This window comes from Sorlinia euscelidii, assembly GCF_036452135.1.
In the GTDB taxonomy this organism is placed as follows: Bacteria; Pseudomonadota; Alphaproteobacteria; order Acetobacterales; family Acetobacteraceae; genus Sorlinia; species Sorlinia euscelidii.
In genome coordinates, this window is the sequence record NZ_JAWJZZ010000001.1 from 169,606 (window position 1) to 192,220 (window position 22,615).

The window sequence follows — 22,615 nt, forward strand, 5'->3', positions numbered from 1 at the left end:
CATGACAGATCGCATTTCAGGGAAGGATTTCTGTTTCAGCGAAAAAGAAAGCAATTTCCTTGGCGGCATTCTCGACACTGTCGGACCCATGGACGGAATTCGCCTCAATGCTTTCCGCATAAAGTTTCCGCACCGTGCCTTCCGCAGCCTGCGCCGGATTGGTGGCGCCCATGACATCGCGATGATGCGCGACGGCATTATCACCCTCAAGCACCTGCACAACGACCGGGGCCTGAAGCATGGAATCAACCAGACTGCTAAAGAAAGGCCGCGCCGCATGGACGGCGTAGAAAGCCTGAGCCTGAGCCTGTGTCAGCTGAATGCGCTTCTGCGCCACGATGCGCAGACCTGCCGCCTCGAAGACAGCATTGATTTTGCCGGTCAGGTTGCGGCGCGTGGCATCCGGCTTGATGATGGACAATGTCCGCTGTTTGGCCATGAAAATCTCCAAATCAATTGTTAAAGGCAAAGAATGGTTTCCCCCTAGACCAATTCTGAGCAGACCGATAGCCTGTGCGCCCTGAAAATATCTCCGACCCTGAAGTGAAACCCCTTGAGTATCCTTTCCATCAACCAACTCACTTTGCGCATTGCTGGCCGGACACTTCTGGATCACGCCAGTCTTCAGCTGGATCCCGGGCGGAAAATCGGGTTGATCGGCCGGAATGGCGCCGGTAAATCCACCCTCCTGGCCGCTATCGCTGGCGATATCAGCCCGGATGGCGGGGACATCACCCTGGCGGCGCGCACGCGGCTCGGGCGCGTTCGGCAGCATTTGCCGGAGGGGAAAGGCGCGCTGATCGACATCGTCCTCGCCTCGGATACGGAGCGGGAGACGTTGATGGCGCAGGTGGCGGTGGAGGATGACCCGATCCGACTGGCCGATGCGCATGAGCGTCTTCTCGCCATACAGGCCCATGCAGCGCCGGCGCGCGCCGCGACGATCCTGGCCGGACTGGGCTTCGATGCCGCGGCGCAGCAACGCCCGATCGACGCTTTTTCCGGTGGGTGGCAGATGCGTGTGGCGCTGGCCTGCGCCCTCTTCCTTGATCCCGATCTGCTCCTTCTTGATGAACCCAGCAATCATCTCGATATTGAAGCGACAATGTGGTTGGAAGGCTGGCTCAAATCCTTCCGGGGCGCGGCGATTATCGTCAGTCATGATCGGGAATTGCTGGATCACGTCGTGGACGGGATCGCCCATCTGGAACAAAGAAAACTCAGCCTCACGCCCGGTGGTTACGCGCAATTCGTCCGCATTCGGATGGAGCAGACCCTCCAGCATAATCGAGAGGTGGCGCGGGTCGAGGCGCAAAAAGCCCAAATGCAGGCTTTCGTTGACCGTTTCCGCGCCAAGGCGACCAAGGCGCGCCAGGCCCAGTCGCGCCTCAAAGCGCTGGAGCGCCTTCCGGCCATGGAAGCCATTATTGAACCCGGCGCGACTTCCTTCACTTTCCCCGACCCGGGCGTTCTTCCGCCGCCACTTTTGACCATGACAGGGGCCAGCACCGGTTATGAGGGGCGCACCGTGCTACGTGACCTTTCCTTTCGGCTGGATGCAACCGACCGCATCGCGCTTCTCGGGCAGAATGGCCAGGGCAAATCAACCTTCATCAAGCTGATTGCGGGCGTTCTGGCCCCGTTTGACGGCACGTTTTTTCGTGCGCCCAAATTGCGCGTCGGCTATTACGCGCAGCATCAAAGCGATGACCTCATAGCGGAAGAAACCGCCGTGCAGCACCTTTTACGCACGGCCCCAAAAATGACGCAGGAGCAGGCGCGCGCCCAACTGGCCCGGTTCGGGCTGGACGCCCATCGTGCAGAAACCGAAGTGCGGAACCTGTCCGGTGGTGAGCGGGCGCGGCTTCTCCTTTCCCTTACCACGCATGACGCCCCGCATGTCCTCCTGCTGGATGAGCCGACGAACCATCTGGATATTGATGCACGTGAGGCGCTTGTGCGCGCGCTGAATGGTTTTGAGGGCGCGGTGATCCTCATTTCTCACGATACATGGCTGGTTGAGGCGGTGACGGATCTTTACTGGCTGGTTGAATCGGGGCATGTCACTTATTTCGATGGGACTCTGGATGATTACCGCGCCCGCCGCCAGACTGCTTCCGGCGCGGGGCAAGGCGGCAACGCCGCGCAGATCTTGGGCCATCAGGACAGGAAAGAGGGTCGCAAAGATCGCGCGGCCACGCGTCAGCAGCAGGCTCCTCTCAGAAAACGCCTGCAGGAGATTGAAAAATCCCTTTCCCAATGCAGCAAAAAAGCGGACGCCTATCGCCAGACAATGTCCGACCCGGTTTTTTATGAAAAAAGCACGTCGGCGGAGATCACACGCGTGAACAAGTCCGCGGCGGAAAATGAGGCTGCGATTGCGAGACTTGAGGAGGAATGGCTTTCCCTGAGCGAAAAAATCGAGCAGAACATTCTCTAGGAAGATGAGTCGAAGGGGCAGCTTGCGGTGAGGGCGCCCGAAGCGGGGCAGATATCGCATCCTGTATTGGATCACCTTCACATCATATACGGAACCTTCCCGGCGGGAAGCGCATTGGATTAACGACTTACGTTAAGATTGGACTTTCGCCCATCATGCCCCAGCTTAATGCTCCGAATTCCTCGACCGAGCTTTCCTTTATTTTCAGGCTTCTGCGCATATCGCTGATCCTCACGATTTCCATCGTCATGATCTGGCTTCTGGGCGATGTCCTTGTCGTCGTCTTTGCCGCGACCCTCATGGCTGTGATCCTGCACGGCCTCGCCGCCTACCTCAAAAGGCGGATTGGCCTTCCTTATAAACTGGCAGTCGCCCTTGTGGCCCTTTTTATTATCGCGGCCATCGCGTTTCTCTTTTATTCCAGCGGGCCGCAGATCAGCGACCAGTTTGTCAAGCTCAAGCAGGCTTTGATCACGCAATATGGGGCGTTTCGCGGTCAGGTCAAATCATCCAGCTGGGGCCAGTTCGCGCTCGCGCACCTTCCGCAAAGTCTCGGAGGGAGCGACGCGGGGGGCGGCCCTTCTTTCGGCGCGGGGCTGGCGAATTCCGTTACCGGTATTTTGACCAGTGCTTTCGGCGTGTTGGGCACGATGGCGGTTATTCTGATCTCCGGACTTTATTTCGCCCTGACGCCGCATGTCTATGTGGATGGTCTGCTGCGCCTTGTGCCGCCTGCGCAACGTCCCGCCATCAGGGGTTTGATGGTGACGGCCGGGCACACACTCTGGTCATGGACGATCGGGCAGGCGCTGGACATGCTGGTGGTGGGGATTGCCTCCGGTGTGGGGCTTTATCTGCTCGGTATCCCGCTGGCCACGGCGCTCGGCGTGGTGGCGGGACTGTGCAATTTCATCCCCTATATCGGGGCTATTCTTGGTGCAATCCCGGCTGTGCTGATCGCGCTTTCCGTTGGCACCCAATCCGGGCTTGAGGTGGTCGGGCTTTACTGCGTTATTCAGTTTCTCGAAGGCAATGTTCTGGCACCGCTTATCCAGCGTCACGCCGTGCATATGCCGCCTGCCATCGCCATATTGTCGCAGACAGTATTCGGCTCCATCCTTGGCGTGCCCGGACTGATCCTCGCCTCACCGGCAACCGCGGCGCTTCTGGCGGTGGGTGACCGGGCCACCGCCCCCCTGCCTGACGACATGCGCATGAAGCCAGGCGGCGTAAAGCCACCCGCCACCCAGTCACGCGTTAGCAAAACCGCGGTAAGAAAGTCACGTCAGCGACGCGGACGCTGACAGACTTATCGTGTCGCGGATAAGGGCGGGAAGTCCGCTCTCTGTCGGATGCGCAGTGAGGGTGATTATTGGCGTCGGGAATAATTTATCGCCGGGGCAAAGTGCGTCGGCTTCCGCGCGGCGTCTCAGATCAATGGGCGTTCATCTGGCGATTATCGAACCGCGCGAGGACTTCACGCAATGACGTCCATTGTTGATCGTCACAATAGCGGACGCGAAAAGATACTTTCGTGGAGAGGCGCACCGCGATCGTCCGGGCCCATTCAGGCCCTGCATTTTCACCCCAGATCTTGATCAGGAAAGGCTCGCCTCTGACCGGCACAGCCTGCATGACGAGGTCACTGGCAGAAGATGGGGGGCTGGTCATTGGCACCCAACCCCGGCGATTCTGCCTCAGCCAGTTATTCAGGCCGGTAATCTGATCCTGCGTCAAGTCCTGTTGCTTCTGGTCCGGCCCCTCCTCGATCATCGCCGTTGCAATGATCGGTATGTGAACGGGTTTAAGAACCGGGACGGCAAATGACCAGATAATTGCCGTCGTCGTCAGGACAAGCACGAGGAAACAAATGACAAGTATCGTTTCCTTACGCATCAAGTCTTCCTCTCTTTTGACCACTCCAATGTCGTGTCGATGATATAGCGCACTTCATCATCGGTTAGTTCAGGATGGAGAGGCAAAGAGAGGATGATTTCGCCCAACTTCTCGGATACGGGCAGGGTGATGTCGTTACTGTGGTAACCCGCATAAGCAGGTTGCCGGTGAAGCGGCTTGGGGTAATAGACGACACTCGGGATGCCGTGCGATTTCAGCCACTCCTGAAGGGAATCCCGCAATGACTTCGTCGGCAGAAGAACGCTGTAAATCGCCCACGCGCTGAGCGCACCGGCAACGCGTTGCGGTGTCTGAATGATTTCAGGCAGACCCGCATCATAAGCCCGCGCGATCGTCTCCCGCCGCGCCAGTTCCGCATCGAAAGCATCGAGCTTGGCGAGCAGCACAGCCGCCTGAAGCGTATCCAGCCGGGCATTAAGGCCGATGCGCTGGACGTCGTAACGATTCTGCCCCTCACCATGGGAGCGCAGGGAGCGGTAAAGCGCCGCCAACCCGTCATCATCCGTCAGAATGGCGCCGCCATCACCATAACCGCCTAACGGCTTTGACGGGAAAAATGAGAGTGTCGTGGCGCGCGCCTCACGCCCGAGTTTCCGACCCTTATAGCTGCCGCCAAAAGCCTGCGCACAATCATCGACGAGTGTCAGCTCATGTCTGTCGGCGATGATTTTCAGCTCATCCCACGGGGCTGGCTGGCCAAATAAGTCAACGCCGATTATGGCCCGGGGCCGCCATTGCCCTTCCCGCAAAATGGCGGCGATCCGCGCTTCAAGATGTGAGGGGTCAATCTGGAATGTCCGCGCATCGACATCCACAAAAACGGGAATTGCGCCGAGGAGGAGAACAATCTCCGCCGTTGCGGTATAAGTAAAAGCCGGGAGGAAAACGGCGTCGCCCGGCCCGACGCCTTCACCCATCAGCACAGCCAGAAGCGCATCTGTCCCCGAGGAGACGCCAATGGCATGGCGGGCGCCGGCATAAGCAGCGAGGCGTTCCTCCAGCTCATTCACTTCAGGGCCGAGGACAAATTTGCAGTGTTCCATCACCGCGTCAACGCGTCGCGTCAGCGCCTCACCAAGTCGCGCTCTTTGACGGGGAAGGTCAAGGAAAGCAATCTCTTTGCGTGGTGTCATTGTCGGGTCCTTGTGGGAGGGGGTGTCGCAATGATGATGCTGATATCATCTTGCGACCCAGGCGTCTCCACTCGGATTATGCACAAATTCCGGAACAAGCTTCTGTAGAAATGTCATCGCCTCTTGTTGCGCATTGTCGTGACAGAGCTGTTCAAGCCTGTCGAGAACGGCGCAGACATCGCCCAGGTCAGCAACACGCGGCGTCGCGATCAGCAATCCGGGCATATCGGTGATGTGAGATGTTTCGCCGACATGGAATAATTCTTCGTAGAGTTTTTCCCCCGGGCGCAGGCCGGTATATTGGATGGCGATGTCCCGATCCGGCTTCAGGCCGGCCAGTTTGATCATCTGTCGCGCCAATTCCTGGATTTTAACGGGCTCACCCATATCGAGCACGAAAATCCCGCCTTTATTGAGACGTCGATCCGTCTCATCGCGCCGCTTCCGGGCCTCCGTCCCGCGAACACTGGCCTGCAGAACAAGGGAGACAGCCTCGGAAATTGTCATGAAGAAGCGCGTCACGTCAGGATGGGTGACGGTCAGAGGGCCGCCCTGACGTAATTGCCGCGTGAAGAGCGGCACCACGGAACCTGTTGATCCGAGCACATTTCCGAAACGAACCGTGACGCAGCGAAAGGCGCTTGATTCCGGCGCGGCGCGGCGCGCGAGGTCAATGGCCTGACAGTAAATCTCCGCGCAGCGTTTTGTGGCGCCCATGACGCCGGTCGGATTAACCGCCTTGTCGCTTGAAATCAGCACGAGCGCCTGCGTGCCATGCGCCTGCGCGGCGTCGACGACGATACGCGTGCCGATTACATTGGTGAGGATGCCTTCACAGGGATTTTCCTCAACGATTGGCACATGCTTCAGCGCCGCCGCATGAAACACGATATCCGGCTGATATTGCTGGAAAATCGCCGTCATGCGATAGCGATCCCGAACATCGCCGACGAGGACGCGACATGGCACATCCCTGAAGTGATCACTGAGTTCTAAATTAATGCGCCACAAGGCGAATTCATTATTATCAACGAGTAGAAGGCAGGACGGTGCAAATCCCGCGACCTGCCGCACGAGTTCCCCCCGATCGAACCACCCGCCCCCGTCACCATGACGACGCGCCCCCGCATGAGGCGCTCCATACCTCCAATATCAAGCGAAACAGGGGCGCGGTTGAGAAGGTCCTCGAGGGCGATGGGCCGGAGTTCAATCGTATCTGCCGGAGTCAGGCGCATCAGGGAGGGTGCGCGCTGCACCGGCACGCCATGCGCCTGCGCCGCGTCAAGCAGGGCGGAAACGAGGGCACCACGCCAATCCGGGTCAGCGATGATGATATGTTCGGGCAGGCGGTCCTGCCGCGCGAGCCTGTCAAGCAAGGCGGGCACATCATCCACGATGCCGAGAATGGGCGTGTCATGAAGGCGCCTGCCGATCTGATCCGCGGCGCGGGTGACGATGCCGATCATATCGTAGCGCGCCGCCGGGTGCCGGGAGACGGCACGGATGAAGAGGTCGCAGCTTGTATCCGACCCGATGAGGAGCGCACGGGATGAGGCACCGCGCCCGCGTTGCCGGAATCCATGCACCGCCCGTGCCATCAGGCGCCCACCCCCTAACCCGACGAGGAGGACAAGCGCGTAAATGATCGGGAACGTCACGGAAGGGAGGCGGTAACCCAGCACGATGACAGCGATGGAAAACAAAGCGGCCCCACCGAGGGAGGCAATCGCGATATTCCGGAGATCCGTTATGCCGGAGAAGCGCCAATATTGTTGCGGTACGCGCAGTGGCAGCCCGCTGAGCAATAAGGCGACCGCGCCGCCCGCGACAGCCCATAAAGGGTGCAGAATGCCCGACCGCGGGGCCGCAAGATAGACGGCAATCGGTGCGGCAAGCCCGGATATGAGCGCATCCAGAAGAATATTGACGGCGATACGCTGCGCTCGAAATCGATGCGCGTTTCCCTCAGAAACCGACCTCTTGGCTTGGTGATTTTGTTGCGCGTCTTCCACCCGGACTTTATAGCCTTACCTTTGACGTCGTTGTCTGACGCCTGTCATCGGGCGACGCTCGCCTCCCTTGCTGAAGAAACGGGCAATGCGATGCACCCTTTTTTGATCCTGACCCTTCTAGGTGTTACCGTCTGCACGGTGGTGACGCAATACATGATTCGCGTCGGCATCATGGATGTCCCCGGTAACCGAAGCGCGCATGCAAGGCCCGTTCCGAAAGGTGGCGGCGTCGCCATGATGATGAGCCTGCTGGCAGGCGCGGTTTATATCGTGATTTTTCATCCCTTTCCGGCCACGGAATATCTGAAAACGGGAATCGTGCTGGCGGCGGCACTCGGCCTTGCCTGGTTTTCCTGGCGCGATGATGTGCATCAATATCCGCCCAGCATGAAGTTACGTGCGCAACTGATCGCGTCCGTCATCGTCACGATCTGCGCTTTATGGGGGCTTCCCTTGACGCTTCTGACCGGCCTGAAAATCATTGGCGGGGTGGGTTTCGTCATATACGTGACAAATGCGCTAAATTTCATGGATGGGATCAATGGCCTCGCCGTGGGAACAATCGCCTGCTGCGGCCTGATTTTGACGCCCCTGCTGCTCGTCTCCGCGCAGAATTCTGAGAGTGCCCTTTTCTTTTCACTCGGTATCGCGGCGCTGACGTTCCTGTACTTCAATTATCCCAAAGCGCGGATCTTCATGAGTGATGTCGGCAGTCAGCCTTGCGGCCTCCTGCTGGGCTGGGGAGCGCTCCTCTTCATGCGTAACGGAACATGGTCGCTTCTCGTGCCGCTGATGTTGATGGGCATCCTCTTTGACGTCACTTTCACCCTCATCCGACGGACTCTTAAAGGCGAAAATCTGATGCAGGCCCATTGCGGCCATCTTTATCAAATTGCCGGTCGCGCCGGGATGTCTAAGCCCCTGATCACGCTGGTACATTGGTTGTTCATTTTCTGGGGTGGCCTTGTCGGGCTCACTTTTATCGGATTCAAGGCGCAGATTATCCTGGCATTGGTCCCGCAATTTATCTGGGCGGGCTATGTGATCCTAAGAGCGCGGGGTCATCATCTGGCCCTGTGAGGCTGATAGCCGCTTTCCTCAAAGTGCAGGGCCGGGCCATAACCCGGTCCCGGCCCGCACACTTATCGAGAACATATCGGGCGCGTATCAGCCTGTGGCGCGTTGCAGCGGGATAACAGAGACGCCATCCCGGGACCGCGTTTTTTTCCGCCGCGCCTCGGGCTCGGAAACATCATTCATGACGGCGCGCAACTCACGGAGATAGGCGGAACCTTTGAGTGTTCTCTGCACGAGCACGGAGCGCCGGTCCAGCGGGTCCACCTTGCGGCGGGCCAGGTCAAGCTCCGCCAGCCGGTCAAGCGCGCGCGTGATGGCCGGTTTGGAGACATTCAATTCATGCGCGAGACCCCGCACCGTGTGCCCCCTTCCCGAAGATAGCAGATCAGAAACACGCTGAGCTGGCGTGCAGACAGATCGGGTCCATCCTTGCGGACGAGCGTCACAAGCGTGTCCCTCAGGAGGTGCAGTTTGTTGTCGTTAATCGGATGAGCCAAGTTCCACTCCCCTGCTCTCGGTTACGGTGCGAAGCCCATAATGGCCCGCGCGCATCTTGGAGATACGGTGGCCATTAAAAGCATTTTCAGTGATGCCGTCACTTCCCAGTCACGACACCGTCAAGCGCTGGGGAAGGCTTTTGCAGAGTCTATCCGAGCGCAACATCATAACTATATCGGAATGTTTTTAGCCCGAACAGGGTTGCGGGAGCCTGTCCCGCCCGCTCCGCCGCAGCAATGACGCGTGATCGCGTGATAAAGAGCGCGTAAACCACGCGTTTCGCCGCCTGCAGGATGGCCGGGACGGGCACTGTCATTCCACGCATAACTGTCAATATGCGCCCATTTTACGGGGGTTTTGATGAATTTCTCAAGGAAGAGCGCCGCCGTCACCGCACCGGCCATCGGGATGGAAGCCGCGTTGGAACAGTCTGCAATTTCCGATGACAGCCATGCATCATACTCATGCCAGAGAGGGAGACGCCACATCGGATCCCCATATTCACGCCCCGCCTCCAGCAATGCGTCGCAGAAAGGATCATCATTGCCAAATAACGCCGGCAGGTCCGGCCCCAAAGCGACACGAGCGGCGCCGGTCAGTGTCGCCGCATCAATGAGGTAATCGGGCGATGATTCGCTGGCCTCTGTCAGCAGATCGCTCAAGACGAGTCGACCTTCCGCATCCGTATTATCAACTTCTACGAGCAGACCGGCGCGAGTCCTGAGGACATCACCGGGCCGCATGGCGGTTCCGGACACGCTGTTCTCAACGCAACCCAACCGTAATTCGATGCGCAGGGGCACCGCCTTTCGGATGAGCAATGTCATGAGGGCCAGCATGAGGGCGGCACCACCCATATCTTTTTTCATGCGCCGCATGGCGCTCGACGGTTTAATGTCCAACCCGCCTGAATCGAAGCAAACCCCTTTCCCGACCAATGAAACTAAAGGAGTCTGCGCGGTGGCCTCCGGGTGAGCCCATCGGGCCACCACCACGCGGGGCGCGCGGCTGGCGCCCGCACCGACAGCCGCCAGGCACGGATAATTCTCCGTCAGATCATCGCCATCCATAATGGTGACGTGGGCATTGAGCGGTTGCAACGCGGCACGGGCCGCCGCCGCGAGTTCCGTAGGACCGAGGAGATTTGCGGGCGCGTTAATAAGATCCCGCCCGAGCCAGATTGACTCCGCGAGGGGAAGACAGGTTTTGAGGGCGTCATCCAGCACGATGCGCGGCGCGCGGGACGGGTCATTCGGGCGGAGGGAAGCTTTGTAAGCCCCCATGCAAAAACCGATAAATGCATTTCCGAGCACGTCCTGGCGCGCCGCTTCGGGAAAGGCGCTGGCATCAAGGCGCCACGCGCCCGGCGGCAATCCATGTGCGAGCGCCCCGAACATACCGGCGCCGGGACCCATTTTCGCCGGACAGAGAAATACGGCGCGCGCCACACCGTCTTCAGCCGGGATCAGAACAATATGGTCATGGCGTTGCCCTTGACGCTGCGCTTCCAGATAAGGCCAGTGACGACCCAGAATATCTGCCGGATCACACCCCGGCGGTATCAGGGAAATGATTCGCGCCGCTTCCTCCGGCGATGCGATGCAGAGACTGAGATCATGGCGCATTGATGTCGCCTTCCATATTTTGAGAGTGACAGAATATCGAACAGGTGCGTGGCGTACCGCATCACCTGAATCAAGAGGCACCCGCATCATCTCGCTACGCGCGAAGTAAAATCTTCGAAGGATGGCACGCGCTATCACTGGGGACCGTCATCACTCTGATCTTGGAGCAAGATGAAGTTGAGGGACCATAAGTTAGGGGAGAGTGACGATACGCTTAAATATTGACTAACCCGCTTTCAGGATTTGAAATTAGTTAATTAAACAAAGTCCGAATTTTTCTTGTAATAACTTGGACGCGATGTGACGATTAGTACCGGTTTAATATCATAATGAAGTTTTTAAATTTCATGATTTGAATAAATTGATATAATTGTTTCGTTGAGTTTAATAACATAACCAATAAGTTGGAAACTCAACATAATTGAAACAATAAAAATAAAGAGGCACCAATGACCAAGATTCTCGGAGGCTGGAGTCAATCTCTTACTTTAAATCCGTTCGATGAATTCGACACGATGATGTACGGAATGGTGACCAACTTAGACGGGTTGACGACCGGCACGGCCGCCTACCCCGGATGGAGTCCGGAGAGGGAACCGAAACCCTCGGCAAGCCCAACCTTTAACGGCAAGACACTTTGGTCATACGGTGGAGGCCTTTGCTCACCAGAGCAAAAGCCGGCAAATGCGGAAGATGTCTCACGCATCGTTGCCGCGACAATCAATAAAAACTGGGACGGCGTAGACTTCGATGATGAGTGCAACATGAATATCCCGCTCATCATTGAAGCCATGAGGCAACTCAAGCAGAATAATAAGGAAACAAGTTACGGATTCCCGGCTGGCTGGTGGTATAATCATCCGGAAACGAGTGGTGGAAAGAAGATCAGTGAAACGGTTCAGGCTTTCGCCGCGTCCGGCCAATGTGACCGCCTTGTCCATTATTGTTATGCGAATGCGATGTGGGATGAATCTCTCATTCGAGACAATGTCAGACAATCTCTGCAAAGAAGCATTTCCAATGGAATGGAGAAAAGTCGCATTATTCTCGCCCTGACAACAAATGGCCTGACAGACTGGAATCTAAATTATTTTATTGATCAGATTATTGACCTCGATGTTGGTGGGCTGTTCATTTGGCGTTACGATGAAATCTCGCGAGATCATCTCAAAATGATCAAACAGAGATTGGGCAAATAATGTATCTCGTTGATTATCTCGCCATGAGATAACGGGTGCTCAGTTAGCAGCCAGTCTCCGGTCAGACCGGGACTGGCTGCGCTTTTAAGAGCGCCATCTCTTTATCAGCCTGCCTTTGAAGGAAGTTTTGCGGGGGAAAGTTGAATTTACGGCTCGACCAACCTCGGCACCAGGCTTCTGAACTGTCCTATCGCGTCCGTTTCCCGGAAAGGTCGCGATGCGCCCATGGGCGCGTTGGAGAAGCTTTCTCCATCCCTCTAAAAAGGCTAAACCCCAATCCACCGCACCAGATTTGTCGATCATAGAGCGCGACAAGGTCCAAACTTGAAGATGAAACTCAATACGGAAACGCGCATCGCGCTGTTCCCTTTCGAAAACATCTTCCATTTTTTAAGACAAAATTTTAGAGAAAATTGATATAATCGAAGCGCTTAAAAAAGCTCCTTCAACAACGCGCCAATCGAACTTCGGTAATCGATTGAGCGACAATAAAAATAACAAAAGAGGTGCAAATGAGTAAGCTTCTCGGTGGTTGGAGCATGTCTCTGACCCGCGATCCGCTCAATGAATTCGATTACATGATGTACGGTATGGTGACGAACCTGGATGGACTCACGACGGGCACAGCCAGTCGTCCGGGTTGGAGCCCTGAGAAATCGGCAAAACCGCAAGGTGCCCCCGGATTTAAGGGGCAGACTTTGTGGGTTTATGGTGGCGGTGGTTGTTCCCCGCAGGAAAAACCTTCCGATATCAAGGATGTTGACCGCATTGTGGCCGCAACGCTTGATAAAAACTGGGATGGCGTTGATTTTGATGATGAGTGCAACATGAATATGTGCCTCGTCATCGAAACGATGAAGCGACTGAAAGAACATAAAAAAGAAACCAGTTTCGGCTTTATTGCGGGATATAGTTACAACCATCCCAATACGACCAGCGGTAAAAAGCTGAATCAGAAAGTTGCCTCTATCATCGCATCAGGCCAGTGCAACCGCCTCATCCACTATTGTTACGCGGCCGCGATGTGGAACAAGGATGACATCCTCGGCAATGTTCGGCAGGCGCTGGAGCGGAGCCTCGCTTTCGGGATTGAAAAGGAGAAAGTCATCCTGGCGCTGACATCGAGAGGCCTGACTGACTGGAATCTGAATTATTTTCTGGATCAGGTCATTGATCTCAACATTGGGGGTCTGTTCATCTGGCGGTACGATCAACTCTCGGCAGATCATCTTCAGATTATCCGTAATCGATTGGGTAAATGAACCCTTCGAACGGTAGGATGTCCGCCGGTCTTCGGGGTAAATAAGGCAGCCAGCTTGTCGCAATGACCGGGCTGGCTGCCCTTCCGGCGCCGCGATGCGGTATGAGCCGTCAGATTTCGGGGTTGATATTGCCGCAGCAAGAGGCAATTGCGATGGCGCGTTCATTAAATCGATTGAAACAGGCGCTGCGACGGCCGTGCTGTTAAAAAGATGATGATAAAACATCTCCAAATTGCTAATTCTGCGCCAATCACGCTCCTTTAACCGGCCAGTGACGTCGTCTTGTATCGGAAAATAAAAGCGCCCGCTTTGATTCAACATCGCGCAGCTTTTCAGGCGCATTCGAGCGACCTCAATCTGCCATATTATTCCTCTTTCTTCCTGAATGCGTTAGAAAGAGGGTTATCGTGATGCTTCGATCATGTCTCTTCAATTGCAGCACCGCCAGGTGACGCGCGAAGCGGACGGAATTCGTAACGTCACGGACGACAAAACCTGACTCGGCGCACATGTCTCTCAACTGGCTTCCTGCGCTCAGTTTGCCAAGGGATGTTCGCTTTTGCGCGGCTCAAGCCCCCCGAACGCGGCCTGACCGCCCTCCTCGGACCTACGAATACCGGTAAAACCTGGTTCGCGCTGGAGCGCCTCATGGCTCATCCCGATGGAATGATCGGGTTCCCGCTGCGCCTGCTCGCGCGCGAAAATTACGAGAAGCTCGTGGCGGCAAAAGGGGTCGCGCACGTTGCGCTGGTAACGGGAGAGGAGAAAATCATCCCTCGCCAGGCACGCTGGTTCTCCTGCACCGTTGAGGCCATGCCGCGTGAACGCAGGATGAGCTTCGTCGCGATTGATGAGATCCAACTTTGTGCTGATCCAGAGCGCGGACATGTTTTCACCGATCGGCTCCTGAATTGCCGCGGCACGACGGAAACTTTGTTGCTCGGCGCCGACACAATACGGCCCATTCTCAAAACGCTTTTCCCCGAAATCAAAATCGAAATGAGGCCACGCCTCTCTTCTTTGAGCCATATCGGGCACTTATCCCTGACCAAATTGCCGCCACGATCCGCCATCGTCGCTTTCTCCGTGCCTGAGGTTTACGCCATTGCGGATCTGTTGCGCCGTCGCCGGGGTGGCTGCGCCATTGTCATGGGGCAGCTTTCTCCGCAGACGCGCAACGCACAGGTGGCGTTGTTTCAGAATCGCGAAGTTGATTATCTTGTCGCAACAGACGCTATCGGCATGGGCCTCAATATGGATGTTGATCATGTGGCTCTGGCCGCACGGCAAAAATTTGACGGGGCGCATTTCCGCAACTTGTCGCCGCATGAGCTGGCCCAGATCTTCGGGCGTGCGGGGCGCGGCCTCAAGGATGGGACGTTCGGTACGACGGAGAGCGCGCCCTCTCTCGCACCGGATCTCGTCCAGCAAATCGAAAACCATCATTTTGCGCCGCTGAAACACATTGTCTGGCGCAATGACGCGCTTGATTTCACCTCTATCGCCAGCTTGAAGCATTCTCTGGCGCGCCTTTCACCGCATGGCGTCATGCGCCGCGGGCGTGAGGCCAGTGACGTCACCACGCTCCATGCGCTGACGCAATCACCATCCGTACTGTCATGGGCCACGACACGCGTGCAGGTGCGACGTCTTTGGGAAGTCTGTCAGATCCCCGATTTCAACCGACTTGGAGACATGTCGCACGCCCGGATATGTGAACAGCTTTTCCTCTCCCTCTCCAAGGAGGGGCGAGTCCCGCATGACTGGTTCGCAAAGCAGATCAAGCGCCTTGATAATATAGAGGGGGATATTGATGCTTTGATGCATCGCCTGACAGCCATACGGCTTTGCGCCTACGTCGCAACGAAACGCGACTGGTATCCCCATAACGAACCATGGGAAAAAGTGACGCGCGCGGTCGAAACGGCCCTTTCAGACGCTCTGCATGACAAACTCAGGGCGAAATATATCGACCGCATAGCCGCGACCTTCTCACGTCATTTACGGGACTCATCGTCGGGTCGCGCGCTTTCATCCATCACTGCCGGCAGGAACCTCGTCATAGAGGGTCATCAAGTGGGTCAACTTCACGGGTTCGGCTTCACGCTGGATGCGAACCTGACCCATGAAGCGCGCCATCTGGCTCAAAAGGCAGGACGCCGCGCCGTGATGCGCCATCTACCGACACGGGTGCAGGAAATTGAAAATTCCGAAGATGCAGCATTTTTGATCAATGTCTCTGCAGCCACGCTTCATTGGCGTGGTGAGATCATCGCCCGCCTCGCCCGAGGCAGCGCGCTTCTCAAGCCGGAGATCCGACTTATTTCCGGCGAGCTTGAGGAGCAGATTTTGAAAGAGCGTATTTTATCGCGTCTGAAACGCTCCCTTCACGCTCATCTTCGGCATCATCTCGCGCCGCTTTATCATATGGTGGAGGCCCTTGCCCCCTTCCCGGAAAAGCGGGCCTTGGCGCATCTGCTTGAAGAACATGCCGGAATCATCCCCACCAGCGCGCTTTCACATGGACTGGCGACAGCCCTGCGACGTGACCAGCCTGTGAAGGGCCTGGTGGCCGGCACGCGCGCGCTCTTCCTGCGGGATATGCTGCGCCCGAAGGCGGCGTCTCTGCGCTATATGCTGGTGGCGCTGCATCATGGATGGGACCTGCAAGGGTGGGATTACCAGCGCGTCTCCGTGCGGAGGGCTGAAGGTGCTGTTGCACAAGGTGTGGAGGTTGGATTTCTGCCCTCCGGGACCGTTCTTATAAGGATCGACATCGCAGAGAAGTGGATCGCGCGCCTGACTCGCGCAACCCGCGTGAAGGACGCTGCCCTTCCCGTCGGAATGGTCGAGGCGCTCGGCGTGAAGAGCAGCGATATTCCCGCCATCCTCAAATCATGGCGCTTTGCTTTCCGTAATGGGCACGCGCTGGCACCCGATCACTACGGTCCACCATCGCCCTTGATTTTACGCCGACGCCGCGCGATGAAGCCACTTCGAGGAAGGGCCCGGCCGCAACATATCGAGGATGGTGACCCAACGGGACCATTCGCAGCTTTACGTCATTGGCGAAAAACATGACGGGTCGGGGCGCATCAGCGCTTCGCCATGATCCGGTGATGCTGACGAAAGGTTAATTCACGATGGAAGACTGTGATTCGGTCAGATTACCGGATCCGTCACGGCGTGCGGTCATAATACCGACTGTCTTCAGACGCCGTGAAATGGCTTTTTATCGCGCTTTCAAGCCGGAAGGCTGGTGTCGACATGGCGGCGGGAATGCCACATGTTTTGCTGTAAAACGGTAAAATGACCGGATCAGCTCTTGCATATCGGTCATTGAAGCGATTATTTGCCTGATGGAAAATCACATTTACCGCCCGATTGCGACGTTCAAACGTCGCTATCGCCTCAAGGCGATCTGCTCGGCTCATTGATCGGAGAAGTTTATGGCCTATGTGGTCACTGAAAACTGCATTCGCTGCAAATATACGGATTGCGTTGAAGTCTGTCCCGTGGATTGCTTTTACGCGGGCGAGAATTTTCTCGTCATCAATCCCGATGAATGTATCGATTGCGGCGTCTGTGAGCCCGAATGCCCTGCCGAGGCGATTGTCCCTGATAGTGATGGCAATGCGGCGGCCTGGCTTGAGATCAATACCAAGTATGCCGCACTCTGGCCCAATATGACGCGTAAAATCGCGCCCATGCCGGATGCGGATGAGTGGAACAATAAACTGGGCAAGGCCGACATGCTCTCGCCCGAGCCGCATAAAGACTGAGTTTCCTTTCCGGACTCCTTCGAAGGCCCGCTGATATCGGCTGTTTTTCGGCCTTGTCAGCGGGCTTTGTTTTTACGTGACATCGGGCGCGCATCAAAGTGTCGGGAGGGTGCGACATGCCTGCCGCGCCCACCACGCTGAAACGCTCTCGAAATGCGGTGCGACGTTAACTGCGAAAAAAGCCGCCAAGGCAAAAAAAAGCCGACGGCGTGAACCGTCGGCTTTGATTTTTCACAGCATGAGAACATGCTGCAAATCTCGGTCGGTTACCGCGACATCATGTTAACAGCAACGTCATGCATGATGAAGATCGTCCCACCGATAAAGAAGATCAGGCACATGATCGCGAAAAGAAACGAGACCGTGTTCCATGCCTGGCTTGAGCTGCCATTCATGTGCAGGAAAAACACCACATGGACGAAAACCTGAATGGCGGCGAGCGCGGCGATGATCGCTACCGTCGCGACGGGCGATAATTGGTGCATCATGACCGCAGCGAAAGCCGCAACGGTCAGGATGGCGGCGAGGATAAAGCCCACGATGTAAGAGGCAAAAGTACCGTGAGACTCACCTTCCGCCGTTTGGATATGTGCATTGCTCATCAGACTACACTCATCAGATAGACAAAGGTGAATACGCAGATCCAGACAATGTCGAGAAAGTGCCAGAAGAGACTCAGGCACTGAAGCTTGCCAAGATAACGTGTCGTGAAGGCCTGCGCGCTGAAAGACTGAACGATCATCACGATGATCCAGATCAGACCGACAGTCACATGCAGGCCATGGGTCGCCACAAGCGTGAAGAATGCGGAGAGGAACGCGCTGCGGTCAGGACCCGCGCCATTCGCAATCAGCTCCATGAACTCACGCACTTCCAGGAAAATAAACCCGGCACCCAGAAGAGCCGTGACAATAAGCCAGGAAACCAGCCCGGCACGGTTTTTGGCGTGCGCACACAGGGCGCCGAACCCGAAGGTGATGGAGCTAAGCAGGAGGAGAGCCGTCTCGATCCCTACACCGGTCAGATCGAAAAGCTCATGCCCGGTAGGTCCCCCGGCAAAAGCGTTCCGCATGACCGCGAATGAGGCGAAGAGCGTGCCGAACAGCACGCAATCCGTCATGATGTAGATCCAGAACCCGAAGACAACAGGCGAGCTGTGGCCTTCGTGCTCATGCGCCGCGTGGTGCGGCGAAGCTATTTCAGATGACATGATTTAACTCTCCCCGTGAGCTGCTGTGAGCGAGCGGGTATATGCTTCCTGATCACGTTCAATTTCGCTGACAGGGACATAGTAATCCACATCGGTCTGGAAGCTGCGAACGATCACTGTGACAATGATGGCGAGCAGACTGACGGCAACCAGCCAGAAGATGCTCCAGACAAAGGCGAAGCCAAAGATCGCTGCAAATACACCGATAACGAAGCCGGAAGCCGTATTTTTCGGCATATGGATCGGGACGATGGGTTTGAGCTCAATGCTGCGACGGCCGCTCTGCTTCTCAGCATGGTAGGTGTCGATGCCGTAAATTTCCGGCTCAACCGCGAAGTTATAGGCAGGCGGCGGAGATGAGACGGACCACTCAAGCGTACGTCCACCCCATGGGTCACCCGTATAATCGATGTTCTCCGGCTTATTGCGGTCACGTATGGAGACGTAAATCTGCACAAGCTGGGAAACAACGCCACAGGCGATCAGGGCCACACCGAAAGCGGCGATCAGCATCTGAACATGCCAGTCAGGATTGTCATAATGGTTCAGACGGCGCGTCATCCCCTCGAAGCCTGCAATATAAAGCGGCACGAAGGCGAAGAAGAACCCGAAGAACCAGAACCAGAATGCAGCCTTGCCCCAGCTGGCATTCAGTTTGAAACCGAATACTTTCGGGAACCAGAAATTCATTCCGGCAACATAGCCGAAATAAACACCGCCAATGATCACGTTATGAAAATGCGCAACCAGGAAGAGCGAGTTATGCAGGATGAAATCCGCCGCCGGCATGGCGAGCATGACACCCGTCATACCACCGATTGAGAAGACGACGACAAAGCCCAGCACCCAATACATGGTGACATCGAAATGGACGCGCCCCTTATACATGGTGAACATCCAGTTAAAGATCTTCACACCCGTTGGCACGGCAATGATCATCGTTGCCACGCCGAAGAAGGCGTTGACATTCGGCCCCGCACCCATCGTGAAGAAGTGATGCACCCACACAATGAGGGACAGGAAGCCAATCGCAACTGTGGCCCAGACCATCACACGATAACCGAAGAGCGGCTTGCGCGAGAAGGTCGAAACGATTTCAGAATAAATACCGAATGCGGGCAGAACGAGGATGTAAACCTCAGGATGGCCCCAGGTCCAGATCAGGCTGACATAGAGCTGCGCACTGCCGCCCCCGTCATTGGTGAAGAAATGCATGCCGAGATAGCGGTCGAGCGTGAGCTCGGCAATCGCAACGGTCAGCACGGGGAAGGTCGCAAGCACGAGGATCATCGTGACCAGCACCGTCCAGGTGAAGACAGGCATCTGCATCATGCCCATGCCCGGCGCACGCATTTTAAGGATGGTGGTGAAGAAATTCACACCCGTCATCAAAGTGGCCACGCCGGATATCTGGATCGCCCAGATATAATAATCCACACCAACCCCGGGGCTAAACTGCGCCTCGGAGAGCGGGGGATAGATCACCCAGCCACATTGCGCAAACTCACCGATAAACAATGAGATGTTGATCAGCACCGCACTGATGGTCGTCAGCCAGAAACTGAGCGAGTTGAGGAACGGGAAAGCCACGTCGCGCGCGCCAATCTGCAGCGGAACGATGATATTGACCAGCCCCACCATGAAGGCCATCGCCATGAAAAAAATCATGATCGTGCCGTGCGCGGTGAAAATCTGGTCATAATGATGTGGCGGGAGGTAACCCGGATTGCCCTTATAAGCCAGGGCGAGCTGGGAGCGCATCATCACCGCATCCGCAAAACCGCGGAACAGCATGACGAGGGCCAGGACGATATACATCACGCCCAGACGTTTATGGTCGACCGAGGTCAGCCATTCACGCCAGAGATACCCCCATTTGCCGAACCAGGTAATCAGACCCAGCACCAGCGCGCCGACGATCACAACGCCCGCGAACGTGCCCACCAGAATGGGCACGTCCAGGGGTATTGCTGATAAGCTTAATTTTCCTAACATAGCCCTTATTCCTTCATCTGCGCTTCAGACGGTGCGGGCTGCATGTGCATCATCTGACCTGTCGATTTATTCATGACCAAACCGTTATTATATTTGGCCACGATGCCATCGAAGAGGCTTGGCTGCACACGCCCGTAATAAGTGACCGGCGCAGCCTGCTGCGGTGCGGCCACATCCGGGTAAGTGCTGCTGTCCAGCGCGTTGGGAGACTGCTTGACCTTCTCGACCCAGGCGTCGAAGTCACCGTCATTCATGGCGAGAGCGCGGAAACGCATATCCGAGAAGCCCGCGCCCGTATAATTGGAGGCCTGCCCGAGATAATCCCCCGGCGCATCGGCCAGAAGATGAAGCTGCGTCTGCATGCCCGCCATGGCGTAAACCTGCGACCCCAGTCTCGGGATAAAGAATGACGTCATCACGGCATCCGATGTGATCAGGAAGTTGATCGGCCGATCCACCGGAATGGCAAGCTGATTAATGGCTGCAACGCCTTGATCAGGGTAAATGAAGAGCCACTTCCAGTCGAGCGCGACGACTTCAACATTAAGCGGTTTGCGTGAGGGATCAGAGGCTGTCAGCTTGCGATACGGGTCGTAATAATAGCTGCTCCAGACGCAGACAACACCGAGTATGAGGATCACGACCGCCGGAATGCCCCAGACGAAACATTCAATTTTCGTTGAGTGATCCCAGGTCGGTAGATACTCTGCCTTGGTGTTCGACTCGCGATACTTCCACGCGAAGAAGAGTGTCATGATGATGACCGGTATAATGATGCAGAGCATCACACCCATCTCTAGCAACATGACGTCACGGTTCCCGCGGCCGACAGGGCCTCGCGGGTCGAGAAGATCAAGCGTACAGCCTGATAACAAAAGCGCCGGAACCAGCGGCATCAACCGCTTGAATTTCAGCAAGATTTCCTTGGTCATTGTTTGCCCCGTTTGTTGAAGCGACCGTCAAACCGCTTAACATTCTGACAAGGCACTATTTGGAAATCGCAACCCGACTCACCAAAAAATTCCCATCGTTGAGAGAATGACATATCGATCTGCTCTCTTCCCGACCGGCTTTTCCGCCTCTGACTGAAACCCGGATAATGTGCCGAAAAACCGCGATCCCGTTAAAGGACCGTGATGGATCGGCAACCGTGTCTCACGGCCAGACTGCGCTTTGCGGCGTAAAGCCCCTGCCAAAATGCTTCACTTCGAAGGACCTACCCGCTCTTACCGAAAAGCGCACCGGTAAGGTGGATAACGTCCCGCCATGCCGGACCTCGTGTCCTGGCTACGGCTATGTGTTAAATCTGTAACGCTCGATTTTGCAAGCATTACGAAACAAGGCGAAAATGTGTCCTGCACACGCAAATGTCAACGGAAAGCTGAATTCCGGCATTTCTCTAACATTTTTCAAGATGATTTAGATCAAATGGTAGAATTTTTTTTGGCCTGTCATGTAAATCGGCAACGATAAACGGACCGCATCCGTCCACTTAAAAAAACGCGACCGTTTCCGGCCGCGCTCCGCTGTAGAAATATTACGGAATGTTAATTCAGCTGCAATCTATTGCCGCCGCACCCCGATGAATTGTAAGAGAAAGACAAAGAGGTTCACAAAATTAAGGTAAAGCGACAATGCGTCGTAAACACTATATTTACCGAGATCAGCAGTGCCGGAATATTGCGTATAATAAGCGTAGGTCGCCCGAATGCGCTGGGTATCGTAAGCCGTGAGCAAGGTAAAGATCAGAACACCGGCGACATTGATCCCGAAATTCAGGCCCGAACTGTGAATGAAGATCTGCGCAATGGAGGCGAGGATCAGACCAATCAGTCCCATAAAAAGAAATGACCCCATTGAGGCCAGGCTGCGCCGTGTCGTGTAACCCCATAGCGACATGGCGAGGAAAGTCGCAGCGCTGATTGCGAACGCGCGTGCGATCGAGCCCCCTCATATCGAAGCAGAATGCTCGAGAGACAGGCGCCCATCGAGGCGCTGTATATAATGAAGAGCGTCTGGACCGTTTCACGGGAGAATCGGTTTACGCCTGCAGAAAGCACGAAAACAAAGATGAGCGGCAGAAAGACGACGCCCCACCCCAGAAGTGTCGGCGAGGTGACGATCTGCCCGTCAACCTGCATGGCGGTTGCGTAAAAATAATCGCGTAGCGGCGTTTCAGCGATAAGGTAGGCGACGGCGGCTGAAATCAGCAATCCGAGTGCCATCCAATTGTAAATACGCAACATATAGGCGCGGAGGCCGTTATCCATCACGTCCGCGCTGCTGACCCCAACCCCTGATACAGGGCCTCCGGATCCATTGGGTATGAAAGCCATGATATCCTTTCCTGGAACCAGTCACATCTGGTTGATCAGACTAGAATGTGGCATCTTCCATGCAATAATCAAGTCTCAGCTGTAAGTCCTTCCGCCATGGAAAGCTTAAACTGATTATGCGCCCCCCTT

The 22,615-nt window shown here is 56.0% G+C and carries 19 protein-coding genes and 2 pseudogenes; 7 read left to right on the forward strand and 14 right to left on the reverse strand.

Going from position 1 to position 22,615, the window contains the following annotated elements; genetic code table 11:
* Positions 1-16: 16 nt before the first annotated feature.
* Positions 17-439: a nucleoside-diphosphate kinase gene (gene ndk / locus CGLAMM_RS00790; RefSeq protein WP_394820047.1), complete on the reverse strand. Its 423-nt coding sequence runs from the start codon at positions 437-439 to the stop codon at positions 17-19.
* A 114-nt stretch (positions 440-553) separates the two neighbouring features.
* Between ndk and CGLAMM_RS00795 the strand changes: the two genes are divergently transcribed.
* Both CGLAMM_RS00795 and CGLAMM_RS00800 read left to right on the forward strand, forming a co-directional pair.
* Positions 554-2,440, forward strand: coding sequence for an ABC-F family ATP-binding cassette domain-containing protein (locus CGLAMM_RS00795; RefSeq protein ID WP_394820048.1), 1,887 nt, complete (start codon positions 554-556; stop codon positions 2,438-2,440).
* Between the two features lie 155 nt (positions 2,441-2,595).
* Complete coding sequence (locus CGLAMM_RS00800; protein ID WP_394820049.1) at positions 2,596-3,744, forward strand: AI-2E family transporter; 1,149 nt, start codon at positions 2,596-2,598, stop codon at positions 3,742-3,744.
* A 130-nt stretch (positions 3,745-3,874) separates the two neighbouring features.
* On the opposite strand, the gene CGLAMM_RS00805 is transcribed toward CGLAMM_RS00800, so the two are convergent.
* From CGLAMM_RS00805 to CGLAMM_RS00820, 4 genes are read right to left on the reverse strand one after another with little or no spacing between them, the layout of a single operon-like run.
* A complete protein-coding gene (locus CGLAMM_RS00805) occupies positions 3,875-4,336 on the reverse strand; it encodes a hypothetical protein (RefSeq protein WP_394820050.1) in 462 nt (153 codons plus the stop codon).
* Positions 4,336-5,490 carry a DegT/DnrJ/EryC1/StrS family aminotransferase gene (locus CGLAMM_RS00810; protein WP_394820051.1) on the reverse strand — a complete coding sequence of 385 codons (1,155 nt, stop codon included), beginning with the start codon at positions 5,488-5,490 and terminating at the stop codon, positions 4,336-4,338. Before CGLAMM_RS00810 ends, CGLAMM_RS00805 begins: the two co-directional genes overlap by 1 nt.
* Positions 5,491-5,535: 45 nt before the next feature.
* A complete protein-coding gene (locus CGLAMM_RS00815) occupies positions 5,536-6,564 on the reverse strand; it encodes a UDP-N-acetylglucosamine 4,6-dehydratase family protein (protein WP_394820052.1) in 1,029 nt (342 codons plus the stop codon).
* Complete coding sequence (locus CGLAMM_RS00820; RefSeq protein ID WP_418115245.1) at positions 6,483-7,502, reverse strand: nucleoside-diphosphate sugar epimerase/dehydratase; 1,020 nt, start codon at positions 7,500-7,502, stop codon at positions 6,483-6,485. Before CGLAMM_RS00820 ends, CGLAMM_RS00815 begins: the two co-directional genes overlap by 82 nt.
* 30 nt (positions 7,503-7,532) lie before the next feature.
* Here CGLAMM_RS00820 and CGLAMM_RS00825 point away from each other — a divergent pair, with 30 nt between their 5' ends.
* Complete coding sequence (locus CGLAMM_RS00825) at positions 7,533-8,582, forward strand: MraY family glycosyltransferase (protein ID WP_394820054.1); 1,050 nt, start codon at positions 7,533-7,535, stop codon at positions 8,580-8,582.
* 87 nt (positions 8,583-8,669) lie between these two features.
* On the opposite strand, the pseudogene CGLAMM_RS00830 reads toward CGLAMM_RS00825, so the two are convergent.
* Positions 8,670-9,076, reverse strand: a pseudogene (locus CGLAMM_RS00830) (MarR family transcriptional regulator).
* Positions 9,077-9,247: 171 nt separating this feature from the next.
* The gene (locus CGLAMM_RS00835; protein ID WP_394820055.1) at positions 9,248-10,702 is read right to left on the reverse strand and encodes a leucyl aminopeptidase family protein; all 1,455 of its coding nucleotides are present in this window, start codon (positions 10,700-10,702) and stop codon (positions 9,248-9,250) included.
* Positions 10,703-11,151: 449 nt separating this feature from the next.
* On the opposite strand from CGLAMM_RS00835, the gene CGLAMM_RS00840 reads away from it, so the two are divergent.
* Positions 11,152-11,901 carry a hypothetical protein gene (locus CGLAMM_RS00840; RefSeq protein ID WP_394820056.1) on the forward strand — a complete coding sequence of 250 codons (750 nt, stop codon included), beginning with the start codon at positions 11,152-11,154 and terminating at the stop codon, positions 11,899-11,901.
* 84 nt (positions 11,902-11,985) lie between these two features.
* Here the strand turns inward: CGLAMM_RS00840 and CGLAMM_RS00845 are convergent, their stop codons facing one another.
* Positions 11,986-12,288 carry a hypothetical protein gene (locus CGLAMM_RS00845; protein WP_418115246.1) on the reverse strand — a complete coding sequence of 101 codons (303 nt, stop codon included), beginning with the start codon at positions 12,286-12,288 and terminating at the stop codon, positions 11,986-11,988.
* 125 nt (positions 12,289-12,413) lie between these two features.
* On the opposite strand from CGLAMM_RS00845, the gene CGLAMM_RS00850 reads away from it, so the two are divergent.
* Together CGLAMM_RS00850 and CGLAMM_RS00855 are read left to right on the forward strand one after the other, a co-directional pair.
* Complete coding sequence (locus CGLAMM_RS00850; protein ID WP_394820057.1) at positions 12,414-13,163, forward strand: hypothetical protein; 750 nt, start codon at positions 12,414-12,416, stop codon at positions 13,161-13,163.
* 549 nt (positions 13,164-13,712) lie between these two features.
* Complete coding sequence (locus CGLAMM_RS00855; RefSeq protein ID WP_418115247.1) at positions 13,713-16,244, forward strand: helicase-related protein; 2,532 nt, start codon at positions 13,713-13,715, stop codon at positions 16,242-16,244.
* A gap of 98 nt (positions 16,245-16,342) precedes the next feature.
* Here the strand turns inward: CGLAMM_RS00855 and CGLAMM_RS00860 are convergent, their stop codons facing one another.
* Positions 16,343-16,597, reverse strand: coding sequence for a hypothetical protein (locus tag CGLAMM_RS00860; RefSeq protein WP_394820060.1), 255 nt, complete (start codon positions 16,595-16,597; stop codon positions 16,343-16,345).
* A gap of 15 nt (positions 16,598-16,612) precedes the next feature.
* Here CGLAMM_RS00860 and fdxA point away from each other — a divergent pair, with 15 nt between their 5' ends.
* Entirely contained in the window at positions 16,613-16,945 is a 333-nt protein-coding gene (gene fdxA, locus CGLAMM_RS00865) for a ferredoxin FdxA (RefSeq protein ID WP_394820061.1), read from the forward strand.
* A gap of 266 nt (positions 16,946-17,211) precedes the next feature.
* Here the strand turns inward: fdxA and cyoD are convergent, their stop codons facing one another.
* From cyoD to CGLAMM_RS00890, 5 genes and pseudogenes are all read right to left on the reverse strand, one after another.
* Positions 17,212-17,547: a cytochrome o ubiquinol oxidase subunit IV gene (cyoD, locus tag CGLAMM_RS00870; RefSeq protein WP_394820062.1), complete on the reverse strand. Its 336-nt coding sequence runs from the start codon at positions 17,545-17,547 to the stop codon at positions 17,212-17,214.
* Entirely contained in the window at positions 17,547-18,155 is a 609-nt protein-coding gene (cyoC, locus tag CGLAMM_RS00875) for a cytochrome o ubiquinol oxidase subunit III (RefSeq protein WP_394820063.1), read from the reverse strand. Before cyoC ends, cyoD begins: the two co-directional genes overlap by 1 nt.
* A gap of 3 nt (positions 18,156-18,158) precedes the next feature.
* Complete coding sequence (gene cyoB / locus CGLAMM_RS00880) at positions 18,159-20,150, reverse strand: cytochrome o ubiquinol oxidase subunit I (RefSeq protein WP_394820064.1); 1,992 nt, start codon at positions 20,148-20,150, stop codon at positions 18,159-18,161.
* 5 nt (positions 20,151-20,155) lie between these two features.
* Positions 20,156-21,082: a ubiquinol oxidase subunit II gene (gene cyoA, locus CGLAMM_RS00885; protein ID WP_394820065.1), complete on the reverse strand. Its 927-nt coding sequence runs from the start codon at positions 21,080-21,082 to the stop codon at positions 20,156-20,158.
* 631 nt (positions 21,083-21,713) lie between these two features.
* A pseudogene (locus tag CGLAMM_RS00890) lies at positions 21,714-22,486 on the reverse strand (Bax inhibitor-1/YccA family protein).
* Between the last annotated feature and the right edge of the window lie 129 nt (positions 22,487-22,615).